At 46.9% G+C, this 14,338-nt stretch carries 10 protein-coding genes; 4 read left to right on the top strand and 6 right to left on the bottom strand.

Features of this window, described 5'->3' with window-relative positions; translation table 11 throughout:
- Window positions 1–19: 19 nt before the first annotated feature.
- From KJS65_RS05830 to KJS65_RS05820, 3 genes are read right to left on the bottom strand one after another with little or no spacing between them, the layout of a single operon-like run.
- A complete protein-coding gene (locus KJS65_RS05830; protein WP_213648974.1) occupies window positions 20–352 on the bottom strand; it encodes an ArsR/SmtB family transcription factor in 333 nt (110 codons plus the stop codon).
- 2 nt (window positions 353–354) lie between these two features.
- The gene (locus tag KJS65_RS05825) at window positions 355–780 is read right to left on the bottom strand and encodes an SRPBCC family protein (RefSeq protein WP_213648973.1); all 426 of its coding nucleotides are present in this window, start codon (window positions 778–780) and stop codon (window positions 355–357) included.
- A 31-nt stretch (window positions 781–811) separates the two neighbouring features.
- Window positions 812–1,195, bottom strand: a complete 384-nt coding sequence (locus KJS65_RS05820) for a hypothetical protein (RefSeq protein ID WP_213648972.1) — start codon at window positions 1,193–1,195, stop codon at window positions 812–814.
- 288 nt (window positions 1,196–1,483) lie between these two features.
- Here KJS65_RS05820 and KJS65_RS05815 point away from each other — a divergent pair, with 288 nt between their 5' ends.
- The gene (locus tag KJS65_RS05815) at window positions 1,484–8,191 is read left to right on the top strand and encodes a DUF7507 domain-containing protein (protein ID WP_374706170.1); all 6,708 of its coding nucleotides are present in this window, start codon (window positions 1,484–1,486) and stop codon (window positions 8,189–8,191) included.
- Window positions 8,188–9,864, top strand: a complete 1,677-nt coding sequence (locus KJS65_RS05810) for a DUF11 domain-containing protein (RefSeq protein WP_213648971.1) — start codon at window positions 8,188–8,190, stop codon at window positions 9,862–9,864. Before KJS65_RS05815 ends, KJS65_RS05810 begins: the two co-directional genes overlap by 4 nt.
- A gap of 101 nt (window positions 9,865–9,965) precedes the next feature.
- Here KJS65_RS05810 and KJS65_RS05805 read toward each other — a convergent pair whose 3' ends face one another.
- The 3 genes from KJS65_RS05805 to KJS65_RS05795 are packed head-to-tail and all read right to left on the bottom strand — an operon-like array spanning window position 9,966 to window position 12,783.
- The gene (locus tag KJS65_RS05805) at window positions 9,966–10,841 is read right to left on the bottom strand and encodes a sugar phosphate isomerase/epimerase family protein (protein ID WP_213648970.1); all 876 of its coding nucleotides are present in this window, start codon (window positions 10,839–10,841) and stop codon (window positions 9,966–9,968) included.
- Between the two features lie 29 nt (window positions 10,842–10,870).
- Window positions 10,871–11,728, bottom strand: a complete 858-nt coding sequence (locus KJS65_RS05800; RefSeq protein WP_213648969.1) for a sugar phosphate isomerase/epimerase family protein — start codon at window positions 11,726–11,728, stop codon at window positions 10,871–10,873.
- Window positions 11,725–12,783 (bottom strand): Gfo/Idh/MocA family protein, encoded by a 1,059-nt coding sequence (locus KJS65_RS05795; RefSeq protein WP_213648968.1) that lies wholly within the window; start codon window positions 12,781–12,783, stop codon window positions 11,725–11,727. The genes KJS65_RS05800 and KJS65_RS05795 overlap by 4 nt, the downstream gene beginning before the upstream one ends.
- Before the next feature lie 130 nt (window positions 12,784–12,913).
- On the opposite strand from KJS65_RS05795, the gene KJS65_RS05790 reads away from it, so the two are divergent.
- Window positions 12,914–13,789, top strand: a complete 876-nt coding sequence (locus KJS65_RS05790) for an AraC family transcriptional regulator (protein WP_213648967.1) — start codon at window positions 12,914–12,916, stop codon at window positions 13,787–13,789.
- Between the two features lie 152 nt (window positions 13,790–13,941).
- Window positions 13,942–14,307, top strand: coding sequence for a DUF4190 domain-containing protein (locus tag KJS65_RS05785; protein WP_244864390.1), 366 nt, complete (start codon window positions 13,942–13,944; stop codon window positions 14,305–14,307).
- Window positions 14,308–14,338 lie beyond the last annotated feature (31 nt).

The raw sequence follows: 14,338 nt of genomic DNA, 5'->3' as shown, positions 1-14,338 counted from the left end.
AGTTCCTTTTTTTATGTTCTTATTCCTCAGGATCGTCGGATTCCACCAAGAGCTGTAAAGCAGCCATTTTGTTTTCCCAGAACCGTTCAAAATAGGCATACCAGCGCTTTAATTCCACGAGTGGCTCCGGATCAAGCCGATATCGGTTCTCACGCCCTACTCTTCTCTCTTTTACCAATCCCGCTTCTGACAAAATGCGAAGATGTTTGGAAACGGCTGTCCGGCTCATGGGGAAATGTCCGCTTATCATGGTCACCGGCATTTCCTTGTCGGCTAAAAGCTTAAGCAGCTTGCGGCGGGTAGGATCGGCAATCGCTTGAAAAACATCATGCTTTACTTGCGGTTCTCCCATGATTAGCCTTCAACATAAGCGCCCAGTTTTTGATGCAGACCGGCCCAGCCCTGATCCATGATTCCGCGAACTGTGGTATGAGGTTGTCCAAATTCGGTAACCACGTCTTCGCTCCAGCCGGAATGTATGATTGTTATTTCGGTTTGCCCATCCATATCCTTCAATTCAAAGGTAAGCGTCCAGTCCTTTCCCCAGTCAAAGGAAAGTCGTCTTGGCGGATCCATTTCCGTGACTTTGCATGGTGACATGCCGTAAGGCCCTGCATTGATGTGGAATTCGTATCCGATAATTGGCTCGAAATCATTGGGCATAAACCAAGCCTCAAGGCCCTCCGAAGTGGAAACAGCCTCCCATACCTTCTGAATGTTTGCGTTGAATACACCTGTATACCGGATATCCGGCAGTGCATCTTTATTTTGATTTTCCATATTATTTCCTCCTGAATTTTACTTTTTGGGTTTATTTTTTCTTGGACTGAACCAGATCAACATGGCGAAACCGGAGCGCTGACCATTTCTCATCCACAGCGACGTTGCTGACAGGTCGATATGGTGCCATGGATTCCACAAGCTTCCATAAGCTGTCCCGGTTAATATCTGTTTTCACCTTGGAAGTCTGTTTCGGATACGTGATCCAAAAAACTGCATCCTCAGCCAACCTCGGAATAGCTTGCGGTACCCATTCATGGACTTGCTCTGCATTATTGACGAATAGTTGGATGAAGGCTGCCTTTGAGTCAGAGCTCTTTGATTCAATTCCTAAATCATATCCCGCCGGAGCGTTTAACACCAAAGCATGTCCATTCTTATATCGCAGTTTCTTCAAAAGCTCTTCGTTTGACATATTACCTATCCTTTCCTTCGAAATGAAACCATTTGGTTTCATATATATTATATACAACCATTTGGTTACATATCAAGTATGAATATCTTCCTTATTCCCCACTTTGATGTACATGTTATTTTCTGTTTTCAGGTAACTGTTATTTTTCGCTTTGACCCGCTTTTTTGCAAGTGAAGCATGACCGCACAGACTAATTCATTCCTAAGCTTCATAAGCTGTAAAATAACACTTTCAAAAATTGGTGAAATCCGCCGTTACGATGGAATACATCGCTAAGGAGGTGAAATCATTCCTCTTATCGTCAGAGCCACATTCAACGCAACAGGTGCAGTTACATTTACCGGGAATACGCTGGGGCTGAGCCGTTCAGATACAGCGGGTGTCCCTGGCACTCAGGATAGCATTGGCGCATTTACTACCATCAATACAGCCACACAATACGGTTCATACCCAGCTGGAACGACAAGCGCATATCTCAATAACAGCTCGTCCGCCCAACTGGTTTTACCTACAGGAAGTACCGTTTTGTACGCCGAGCTGATCTGGGGCGGCTCTTATATTATTACTGGAGAGATCAATCTCAGCAGTTTTATCAATAATCCCGTCACGTTTACGACTCCGGCGGGTACATTTTCTGTCACACCCGATCCAGCAACGGCAAATTCCATCGATTTCGGTAATAATATGACTGCATATGTACGATCGGCAAATGTAACATCACTCATTCTGCAAGGAGGAGCTGGAACTTACACCACCGGCAATGTCGTAGGAACCATCGTCATACCGAACGATCCCACGGGGAACCATGCAGGATGGACGCTTGGAGTCATCTATCAAAATCCATCTCTTCCATTCCGTAATATGTCCATCCGCGCCGGCGCGGTTTTGGTGCAGGCCACTTCTAGTGCGGTAACCACCACACTAACCGGATTCGCCACACCTGTTTCGGGTGCGCTTGGCGGAAGAGCTTTATTCAGTGCGCAGGAAGGTGATGCGAACAGAACGGGTGATCAGGCACTCTTCGGCCCGACTTCTACAACGGCTGTCGCCCTGTCAGGGCCAAACAATTTTGCAGCCAATTTTTTTGCCTCTCAAATCAATAATGATTCTGGAAACCTGGATACAACCGGAACATTCGGTACCCGCAATCAGATCAACGGAGCACCAGGAACTAACATCACCGGAGGCCGCCAAGGCTGGGATATTACCAATGTGGATGTATCGGCCCGCCTCGTTAATAATCAATCCTCCGCCGTTTTAATATTAACGACATCCGGTGATGCATATTGCGTAAATGCAAACGCTATTCAAGTGGATATCAACGCTCCCAAGATCAACGTTGTTAAAAGCGCGAATACCAGCAGTGCTATTGTAGGTGATACGATTACCTATACTGTGACAGTGAGCAATACAGGTACCGCCAATGCCAACAGCGTCGTGTTGTCCGATGCCCTTCCAGCTGGACTAACCGCTGTTTCCGGAAGCGTTACGGTCGCAGGCTTCTCCAAACCGACCTATGATATTGTTGCCGGTGCTCCGCTCGGAACCCTGAATTTTGGCTCTTCCATCATTGTTACGTATAAAGCTACCGTCACCTCCATGCCTTCCACCAATACAATTGTGAATACTGCAAATGCAGCCTTCGCTTTTCAAAGTGTAGCCGGGGGATCCACCATAACCGGGGTTATTCCTTCCAATTCGGTTACCGTTACCGTCTATGCTCCAAATTTGACGTTAACCAAGAGCGCGAATAAAACCAACGCAACCGTCGGGACCGCTTTGATTTACACTGTTCTGATCAGTAATTCTGGAAATATTGCTGCTTCAGTAACCTTCAGTGATAATATTCCAACCGGCAGTACGTTTACAGCAGGCAGTTTCACGGTCAACGGAACAGCCGTTCCGGGAGCCAACCCAGCGACGGGTGTCGCCATAGGCACGGTCGCAGCCGGGGCTACAGTTCCGGTTACTTTTACAGTCACGGTCAATAATCTTCCTTCACCATCCCAGCTTGTGGACACGGCGACAGCGGCATATACTTTTCAACCACCCGATGGTCGCACCATATCTGGATCTGCCACATCTAACACACTCAGCGTTCCTGTAACATTACCCAATGTCAACGTTGTTAAAAGTTCTTCCGTTTCTGATGTTGCTGTTGGGGAAACGCTCACTTACACCTCTGTCGTGACGAACAGCGGGACAGAAGGGATCTCAAATACCGTCTTGACGGACACCATTCCTGCAGGGACCGCCTTTGTCGCCGGAAGTGTTACCGTTGGAGGAACTGTGCTTTCATCAGCCAATCCGGCAAGCGGAATCGCGATAGGTAGTGTGACTGCCGGAAGCTCAGTCACGGTTGCCTTTAAGGTTACCATCACTTCTCTCCCAAGTCCTTCCCAGCTGTCCAACAGCTCGAAGGTGTCCTACAACTCCGGTACGTTTGTTGGCACATCTCTGTCCAATACTGTCACAACGCCCGTATATCAACCCGTAATCGCGATCACGAAAAGTGCCACAACTGCTAAAGCAACCGTAGGTGACACGATTCAATACAACCTTTTGGTAAATAACACAGGCAACCTTGCTGCACAAGTTACCTTGACGGATAACATTCCAACAGGCACTACTTTTGTAGCAAACAGCGTTACAGTTCAGGGAGTCGCCGTACCGGGTGCTTCCCCGCTTACAGGGGTCTCCGCGGGTTCTGTCGCTATTGGAGCAACCGTAACCGTCACTTTTCAAGTGGTTCTGAACTCCCTGCCTACACCGCCGACGCTGGTCAATACAGCCAACAGCACTTATACATATCAGCTGCCGAGCGGCCGGAGTCTGTCGGGATCAAGCTCTTCCAATACGGTAACCATTCAGGCATCCGCACCGAATGTCACCGTTGTCAAATCTGCCAACTCGAATACTGCTGCCGTTAATGATGTTTTAACGTATACGCTTGCCATTACAAACAATGGGATTGAAGCAGTAAACAACGTCGTGGTCTCCGATAATATTCCCGCTGGCTCCACTTTCGTTGCCGGTAGTGTTGCGCTCAATGGAAGCATACTCCCAAACGCCAACCCGCAAAACGGTATCCAGATCAGCAGTCTTGCAGCATCAGCTGCAGCAACCGTTACCTTTCAAATTCAGGTCACCTCCTTGCCGAATCCGGCTCAGCTGGTTAATCAGGCGAGTGTAGCGTTCAACTCAGGATCGTTCATGGGAACCACCCTATCGAATACAGTCACCATTCCTGTGTACCAAGCGATTATTTCCATAACCAAAAGCGCCAGCACCACGAATGCAACCGTGGGTGACACATTGACTTATTCTTTTTTAATCAGCAATACAGGTAACATCCCTGCTGCGGTAACCCTGACTGATAATATACCTGCCGGGAGCACCTTTGTAGATAACAGTGTACTCATTAACAACACACCATCGCCTGGTGTAAGTCCTGTTACTGGAATACCTATTTCATCCGTGGCAAACGGGACAACAGCCACTGTAAGTTTAGTCGTTAATGTAACTTCCCTGCCACCAACCAGGCAGCTGGTTGATCAGGCGGCAGCAGTATCGGTATTTACCCTTCCCGGAGGAAGGCAGGTTTCAGTCAACTCTGCGTCCAATACCGTAACCATTCCGGTAGCGATACCTAACGTCAGTGTTGTCAAAACGGTATCAGCCATCGATGCGATTGTCGGCGATACCATTACTTTTACAAGCGTCGTGACTAATAATGGCGCTGCCAATGTGAACAATGTTATTTTAAATGATGCACTGCCTTCCAATGTGTCTTTTATCACCGGAAGCGTAATTGTGAACGGCGTCTCACGCCCGGGTGCAGTTCCGTCCGCCGGCATTTCATTAGGTACCCTGGCCTCTGGCGCTGCGGCTACCATAACATTCGAGGTGAGGATAACCATGCCGATTCCTTCACAGATTAACAACCAGTCAACCGTCAGCTTTACTTCCGGTACATTTTCGGGATCCGCTTCATCCAATGTCACATCAACACCTGTTGTTCAGCCACAGATTTCATTATTAAAAGCCGCGAGCACAACTAACGCTCAGGTAGGCGATGCTGTCAATTATTCGATTACGATAAGCAATACAGGCAATTTGGCTGCAAATGTCACACTTACGGATACAATACCCAATGGCGCCACATTTACCCCGAACAGCGTCATTATTAACGGTTTCCCCTTTCCTGGAGAATCCCCTGTGACCGGAATCAGCCTGGGCAGCATCGCGCCTGGAGCAAGTACTGTCGTAACCTTCGGAATTGTCATTAGTACATTGCCGAACCCGCAAACGATGAGCAATCAAGCAACTGCGAGCTTTACCTTTACACCACCGGATGGCAGAACCTTGACAGGCTCGGCCGTTTCCAATACCGTCACTTTTCAGGTATCCGCACCTAATGTGTCGGTTATCAAAGCAACACCTTCAACCGCGGCTACCGTTGGAGATACAATTGTATACGGCATTACCATTACGAATGCAGGGATTGAAGCCGTGAATAATGTTCAGTTGTCGGATACGATCCCCCCAGGTGCAGCCTTCGTAGCCGGAAGTGTTACGATCAATGGCACGCCGGCTCCCACGGCGAATCCATCAGCTGGGATAACTATTGGTTCCATCGCTCCTACAGCCTCGGCCAATGTCGCATTCAGTATTCTTGTGACTTCTGTTCCATCCCCTGCACAACTGAACAATACAGCTATTGTCACATTCACCGCAGGCGTTTTTTCAGGACTGACCAATTCCAATACGGTGACCACACCTGTATATCAGCCCGTTATTTCGACGACAAAAAGCGGCAGTACTTCCAATGCCACCGTTGGTGATACCGTGAGCTATACATTTAATATTGTGAACTCAGGAAATTACGGTTCCCAAGTTACATTAACGGATAACATTCCGGCAGGAACTTCATTTGTGCCAAACAGCGTTCTGGTTAATGGAACACAACAGGCAGGCACCGATCCGGTTACAGGTATCAATGCCGGTGTTGTGAATCCAGGCCAAACCACAACGGTTGTATTTTCAGTCATCATCAATACGCTCCCCTCACCACAACAGTTAGTAAATCAGGGAGTCGCAGCCACAGCCTATACTCTACCTGATGGAAGAACCATCACAGGATCTACCGTTTCCAATGTGGTTACGATTTCGGTTTCTTCTCCAAATATTGCCGTTGTTAAAAGCACGCCGTCCACAGCCCTCTCTGTCGGCGACACGATTACCTATACCACAACGATTACCAACAACGGCATTGCCAGTGTCAGTAATGTCCTCTTTACGGATGCGATTCCAGTCGGCGCTGCGCTGGTTCCTGGGTCGGTTACCATTGATGGAACGCCACGTCCTGCAGCAAATCCGGCAACAGGTATTATTATCGGAGCTATCCCTCCAGGTGGTGTAGTTACTGTCATTTTTAATGCTTTGGTGACCACACTGCCAGCATCGACAACACTTAGCAACCAATCTTCAGTGAGCTTTACTTCAGGCGCTTTCTCAAGCGTAACATTCTCAAATACGGTGATCACACCAGTGTATCAGCCCATCTATACCGCGGTTAAAAGCGCCAATACGGCCAATGCAACCGTTGGGGATACGGTCATATATACTATTAATATCTCCAATGCCGGAAATTTCGGAGCTGCCGTTACTTTAACGGATACCATTCCTGCAGGGACCACATTCCAGCCTAACAGCGTGCTTCTGAACGGTCAGCCGCTTCCAGGGGCTGACCCGTCAACAGGTATTCCACTCGGTGTTGTTGCCAGCGGCGCCGTTGTTATGTTTTCTGTAATCGTTAACTCCGTACCTCCTACGCAGCTGCTGAACAATCAGGCATCTGCAACTTACACGTTCACTCTTCCTGACGGCCGAATCGTGAATGGATCCCTTGTTTCCAATACGGTTACCATTCCGGTATCATCACCCAATGTTACCCTTGTCAAAACAACAACCTTGCCTGATGCTTCGCTTGGCGATGTGATTCCTTATACCGTCACTGTGACCAACAATGGTATAGAAAATGTGACGAATGTCATCTTCTCGGATACCATACCTCCGGAGACGACATTTGTAGCAGGAAGCGTCACGGTCGATGGAAGTCCAGTTCCGGCTGCGAACCCATCCACCGGCGTGTCTCTCAGTACAATAGCTCCGGGAGCGACAAAAACCGTTGCCTTTAATGTGACCGTTGTCGCTGTTCCAAGCTCTGGTCAAATTGCCAACCGTGCTTCTGCCAGCTTTACATCAGGTGCTTTTTCAGGTACATCGACATCCAATACCAATATTCTTCAGATATATCAAGCCGTGATCGGAGCTGTTAAAACAGCCAATACAACCAATGCTACGGTTGGTGATACGATCGTTTATACCGTAGCTTTGACCAATACAGGAAATCTGCCAGCGCAAGCTACCGTCATTGATCCGGTTCCAGCAGGTGCTGTGTTCGTCCCGAATAGTATTCTGGTTAACGGGGTTCCGCAGCCTGGAGCAGATCCGGTAACGGGTATCAATGCCGGAACCGTCTTGCCAGGCACGACGGTTACTGTGAGTGTCACTATGCAAGTCAGTGTCCAAAGTCTTCCCGCTCAGCAGCAGCTGGTTAACCAGGCGACTGTAAACTTTACATTCCAGCATCCGGACGGATTGATCCTGACCGGAACCTCACTTTCAAACATACTTACCATTCCGGTATCTTCCCCTAATATTTCTGTCGTGAAAAGCACGCCCTCGATTGATGCGGTTGTGGGGGATACCATCACTTACACCATCGTTGTTACCAATAACGGTATTGAAGCTGTCAACAGTGTCGTTCTTGTTGACCAGGTGCCCGCCGGTTCCGTGTTCATCACAGGCAGCGTAACGGTAGATACCGTTCCTAGACCGACAGCCAATCCGAATACAGGTATCCAGATTGGCACACTCGCAGCAGGCGCTACATCCACAGTCACATTCCAGGTACAGGTCACGGCGTTATGATGCCGGACCTAAGATCTGAATTTATTCTCAGAAATCAAACCATAGTCCATTTTCAAACCGGAGAAGCAGAAGCGGTAGCCTATTCCAACATTGTAGATACTCCTTGGGTCGGTCCCATACTCCGTTTAACCAAAGCAATAAGCGAACAGCAGGTGACATTGAATCAACCAGTCACATTCTTTTTTACCGTGAGCAATGATGGCAACAGGGATGCCCAACTGCTTCTCTATGATGCATTGCCGGATGGATTGGCTTATATCCCGAACAGCGTCGTTATTAACGGCGCTCCCCTACCGGGGGAGAATCCGGTTACCGGCATTCATGTAGGGACAGTCCCTATTCAATCGACAGTCCAAATTGTATTTCAGGCTATATTGATATCGATTCCTGCTTCGCTTCAGCTATCGAATCAGGGGATGGCCCAGTATTCCTTTCAGTCCTTGGAGGGAAGAACGATCACAGGTTCGCTGGATTCCAATATCGTGACACTAACGGTTCTTCCCCACTATGTTTCACTTGTTGCGGAGGTGAGCACAAACCAGACATTTGCTGGTGATGTAATTACCTACATGCTGACCATTGCCAATCTGGGGAATGTACCTCTGGAAAATCTGGTTGTTTACCTTCCTCTCCCTTCAGGAGTTACTTTTATCACGGGAAGCGTCATGATTGGTGAGATTTATTTTCCATCGATCAATCCGGAAGATGGGATTCCAATAGGTACGTTGCTGCCGGGAGCAATCATAATCGTTAGAGCAAATCTTCGCGTAGGCAGAGTAACCGGTGCCAATCCCTTCACTTTGCAGGGGGAGTTATCCTATCTCATTAATGGGATACAGCAATCCGAACCAGCCAATGCTCTTCTGGTTACTGTAATTCAGCCGGAGATCAAAGTAAGTAAATCCGTTGATAAACCCCAAGCAACGACAGGCTGCATCTTGCATTATGAGAACGTGGTTAACAATACGGGTGACTTTGCCCTTGACGCTACATTTAAAGATGTACTGCCTCAAGGTCTTCAGTTTCTCAAAGGCAGTGTTCATGTGGATGGCGTTCTTCATTCCAATGCAAATCCCGTCGAGGGTATCTTTCTCGGAACGGTTCGGCCACGTTCAGCAGTCATTATCGCTTTTGATGCTATCGTTCTTAAGCCATCCGGCAGCACCCCCGTCACTGTCAATAATCATGCTTCAGCATCCTTTACCTTCCGTCTGCCGGATGGGCGTGTTGTGCAGCAAACCGTTATGTCTGACAACGTATCTGTTGAGGTAGTGTCTGCGGACATTAAAATATATGCACAGCCGGAGCATCTTGTGGTTGAGCCAGGCGAAGTCTTATCTTTTGATATTTCCATCATCAACAATGGATCACTGGCTGCTGAATTAATACTGAACGGATGGATTCAGAATAAACCTGTATTAGATGAAGGTGTTGTATTCATTCATAATGATTACGTTCAATTCCATCATGGTTACCCACTCGGAACGATCGGTCCGCTTCAAACCTTAACGTTCAAATATATGGCCCTTGTACGAACCGATCTGCATCATACAATAGAAGAAGTTACTGGCAGCTTCCTATTCTCCTACCGTGCGCAAGTGGAAGAATGCGCTGATGACGGTGAGGTAAGATCAGATTATTTGACCATCATCGTTGACTCGGGAGAAGAATAATTATAGATGAATAATACGACAACAAAAAAACAGTGGTACGTTCCGGATGAATTCCGTCTAACGTCCACTGTTTTTATAATGACTCTCTATATCATTTCAAACTATTCATTTCTGTACTGCTTCAAAAATTGCACTGCTTTGGAGATATCAGCTTCCGGATCTTCTCCCACTTCACGTTCAATCGTCAAATATCCCGTATATCCGATGTCCTTCAGAGCATTCAAATACTGTGTCCAGTTCACGCCGCCTTCACCAAGCGGAACCTCACGGAAATATTCGCCTTCACCCGGCACAAATGTATTGTTCTCGTTTGCAGGAGCTTCATAACCAAGAGATTCATAAATGTAATGCGCAGGTACTTCTTGCAGACGAAGTCCATCCTTCGCATGTGTGTGCACGATATAATCCTTCAAGTTATAAACTCCCTGTGCAGGGTCATCCCCCGTAACCATAACCATGTTAGCAGGGTCAAAGTTTACCGACACGCCTTTGGATCCCAATCCGTCCAGGAACTGCTTTAATCTTGCTGACGGCTCAGGACCGGTTTCAATCGCAAAGAAAGCGTTCATGCTTGTTGCGTAAGAAGCAAGCTCTTCGCAGGCATCATGCATGGTTTGGTAAATTTCACTGTTTGTATCTTCAGGCACAATCCCAATATGTGTCGTAACGACCGGGGTGCCCAGTTCAACCGCCAGATCTAAAATCCGCTTGGATTTCTCGATTTTCCCTACGTTAACACTCTTATCCTGAAATCCATAACCTCCCAAATCCCCAACCAGTGCGGAAATTTCAAGTCCAAGGGAAGCAATATATTCCTTAAGTTCTTTCCGCTGCGATCCTGAAAGGTTGGCAGGGTCCATCTCGCCGCTCACCGCGTAAATCTGAACTCCGTCTGCGCCGACCTTCTTGGCACGCTGCAGCCCTTCTCTGACGCCCACACGGAAGCTGTCTACAATAACACCGATTTTATTATTCATTACATGTATCTCCCTTCTTCAATGATTGTTTAAATTTCGTTCCAGATACGTTTTACGTTATCAATACCGATTTTTGTTCCCTGATAGGCATCTTCCATACCTTCGAATTCAATGGACAAGTAACCGTCGTAACCTGATTCTTTGATGATGCGGATCGATTCACGCAGATTGATATCGCCGTGTCCGGAAATGGCACCTCTCAAAAAGTTGCCGCTGGCGGTTTTAAACCAGCCTTCGCCGGGATTTTGAGAAGCATGACGAAGGTAAAAATCTTTAATATGCACGATTGACGCGTAAGGAAGATTCTTCTCAACAGCGACTACAGGATCCTCATCGACACACATAAAGTTACCTACATCAAGTGTAGTTTTGAAGTTTGGACGGTCTACCGCCTGTACAAGCGTCTGTACACGGTCACTTGCTTGGATATAGTAGCCATGATTCTCCACACTTGTCGTAATGCCATATTGCGCCGCATAATCAGCAACCTGGCGGCAGGCTTCGGCCAATCGGCCGACTTCACTGTTGAATTGCTTAATGGAAGTATCGCTGCGGCCGGCTACATCATGGCGCATCAGCTTGACGCCAAGGCGTGCTGCGATATCCACTTCTTTTTTAACGCGTTCAATTTCCTTAGCAACTTCTTCGTCGCTGTCCACTCCGAAATTTGCATAAATCGCATAATTGGATATATCGATGCCGACTTCCTTTGCCTTGGCTACGATTTGATCCACCAGCTCTGGATTGTCAGTCAGGGTATAGCCGATCGGCACGATTTCTACATGCTCTCCGCCCATTTCAGCGATTTTCTCAATCGCTTCAAGAATGGTGATTTCTCCGGCATGAATGGGACGGTAGAGGCTGTATGTGCTTACTCCGATTTTCATAGCTGGATTTCCACTCCTTTTTCTGCGGATTCATAAATGGCAGTCAACATTTTCATGAGTTCCAGACCATCCTCAACAGGGCTCATCGGCTCTCTGTTATTTTGAACGTTAATGATGAACTGGTCGATTTCATTCTGGAATGCTGCAGCGAAGTTAAATCCTTTATTGTCGATCTGCGGCTCGATGTTGATCATGACATCGTTCTTCTCGGTCACGATAACCAGGGCAGGATCAATCTCAAATCCACCTTTAGTTCCGAAAATTTTGACAGCCGTTTCGTCCTTCTTGGCATGCAGCGAGAAGCTGACATCCACCATGAGCGACGCGCCGTTTTCAAAGCGGATCAGAGCGTTGGCCATATCTTCTACTGTATTTTTGCTGGCATCATAGTCAGCTGCCTTGTAAAAGGACAAATGCTTGACGTTCGAACGATTTCCAAGCTTATGATACACGTTACCTGAAACCGATTTCACTTTCGGTCTGCCAAGCATATACCAGCACAGATCGATGACGTGAACGCCAATATCGATCAGCGGTCCGCCGCCGGAGCGTTCCTTATCCGCAAACCAGCCACCAGGATTGCCCAGACGGCGCAAAATGGACGCTTTGGCGTAATACAGCTCGCCGAACTCATCCTTTTCAATAAAGCTGTTCAGAAGCCCGATATTCGGATCATAGCGGCGTACGAAGCCAACCTGCAGAAGCTTATTGCTCTCCCGAACCGTTTGCTGAATATGTAGCGCTTCTTCTACACTGCGGCAGAGCGGTTTTTCGACCAATACATGCTTGCCCGCTTTGATAGCAGCAATGCTGATTTCAGCATGTGTGTTATTCCATGTGCAAATACTGACCGCGTCGATCTCAGGATCGGCGAGCAATTCATTGTAATCGATATATGTTTTCTGGGCACCGTATTTCTGTGCAGCCGCTTTCGCTCTCTCTTCTTTCAAATCACAAATCGCCACAATTTCGGCTTCAGGGTTGTTCTGATACGAATTCATGTGTGATTCTGAAATTGAACCTGCTCCAATAATACCCACTCTAATTTTGCTCATTCGTATTCAACTCTCCTTTTGAATCATCCTTTTGTCTTTCTTCATATTGAATTATAATATTTATAAGAAAGTCTGCCATGTAGAGCCTTGCTCATTATTTAGACAATTGTGCGATTTAGAGGTGACAGTGATGGAAAGACCCCTTTCCCTTCAAGAACCTATGGATATGCCAGACCGCTTCTTCCCTATTAAAGTCCACTATTGTACGTCGGATGAATACGGAAAGGCGCTGTTTAATCATCACTGGCATAACCATATTGAATTCTTGTATTTTACCAAAGGCTCGGCCATGATCGAGCTGAACTCCGTTCCATATGAAGTATGTGAAGGCGATCTGGTTGTCGTGAACAGCAATGATCTTCATTATGGGGTGAGTCAATGTGACGATTTGGTCTATTATGCGATGATCGTTGATATTAAGCTTTTGCACAGCCACTCCGTGGATGCCATAGAAACCAAGTTCATAACTCCCATTACGCAAAACCAGATTCTGTTTGCCAGCAAAATTTCCGGAGACGCGGAAATCATCACCTGTATCTCGTCTTTGATTCAAGAATTAAGCCAGCGTGATCTGGGTTACGAGCTGTCTATCAAATCTTATCTGTACCGTATCCTGACGATTCTCCTGCGACGATATGGAACGAACAAAATGACAACGGAGGACGATCAGCTGCGCCTTAAAAATCTTGAACGGTTCACACCGGTATTCCAGCATATTGAAGAGTATTACCAGGAGGATTTGACCGTCGAATTATTGTCCGGGATTGCGGGCCTCAGCCGCTTTCATTTCAGCAGATTGTTCAAAGAACTTACAGGTCGAACCGTGACGGATTATATCAACACGCTCCGTATTAATAAATCGGAATACCTGCTGCGTAATTCTCAGATGAATATCTCTGAAATCGCATTATCTACCGGCTTTAAAGATATATATTACTTTAGCCGGTCATTTAAGAAGTATAAAAATTTATCGCCATCTGAACTGCGTAAAAGTTTTAATGTCTAATGGCTACTCTCCTCTCTCATTCACCCAGAAAAAAGATTGTCGATTAAAAATTGGCATTTTGCATAGTCAATCTGCTTATTTCTGGGTATAATAGTCCTGAATGTAAGATATCTTTTATACATATAGTACGTTATTTGAGGAGGAACAGACCTTTGGATCCATATTCATCATCAGGACAATTTAACCAGTTTCAGCAAATGCCGCCTATGCAGCCGCAGAAGACGAACGGGAAAGCCACAGGAGCGCTCGTTTTGGGTATTCTTAGCTTAATCATTCCTTATGTTGGTTTCATTCTCGGCATTATCGCGATTGTGCTTGCGAGCCTTGCCTTCAAAGAAATTAAAAGAAAAAATGAAGGCGGGCGCGGACTTGCCGTCGCCGGATTGGTATGTGGAATCTGCGGTACGGCATTGTACGGCATCATTATTCTGATCGTTGTAGCTGCACTCATCTTTGTAGGTGCTTCAGGCAGTATGTATGATGTGCTTTCATCGATTCCAGAACTAAGAGCAGCTTAATCATTCATAGCGTGATCTATATGTAAAAAAA

The organism is Paenibacillus sp. J23TS9 (assembly GCF_018403225.1).
Taxonomy (GTDB): Bacteria; Bacillota; Bacilli; order Paenibacillales; family Paenibacillaceae; genus Paenibacillus_AQ.
Note: the sequence above shows the minus strand (reverse complement) of the source record. Positions and strands in the feature narration are given on the sequence as shown.

Excerpts from the sequence above, each read along its gene's own strand:
- KJS65_RS05795 (WP_213648968.1), bottom strand. The coding sequence starts at position 12,783 with ATGAGCAAAATTAGAGTGGGTATTATTGGAGCAGGTTCAATTTCAGAA.
- KJS65_RS05825 (WP_213648973.1), bottom strand. The coding sequence starts at position 780 with ATGGAAAATCAAAATAAAGATGCACTGCCGGATATCCGGTATACAGGT.
- KJS65_RS05805 (WP_213648970.1), bottom strand. The coding sequence starts at position 10,841 with ATGAATAATAAAATCGGTGTTATTGTAGACAGCTTCCGTGTGGGCGTC.
- KJS65_RS05820 (WP_213648972.1), bottom strand. The coding sequence starts at position 1,195 with ATGTCAAACGAAGAGCTTTTGAAGAAACTGCGATATAAGAATGGACAT.
- KJS65_RS05790 (WP_213648967.1), top strand. The coding sequence starts at position 12,914 with ATGGAAAGACCCCTTTCCCTTCAAGAACCTATGGATATGCCAGACCGC.
- KJS65_RS05800 (WP_213648969.1), bottom strand. The coding sequence starts at position 11,728 with ATGAAAATCGGAGTAAGCACATACAGCCTCTACCGTCCCATTCATGCC.
- KJS65_RS05830 (WP_213648974.1), bottom strand. The coding sequence starts at position 352 with ATGGGAGAACCGCAAGTAAAGCATGATGTTTTTCAAGCGATTGCCGAT.
- KJS65_RS05810 (WP_213648971.1), top strand. The coding sequence starts at position 8,188 with ATGATGCCGGACCTAAGATCTGAATTTATTCTCAGAAATCAAACCATA.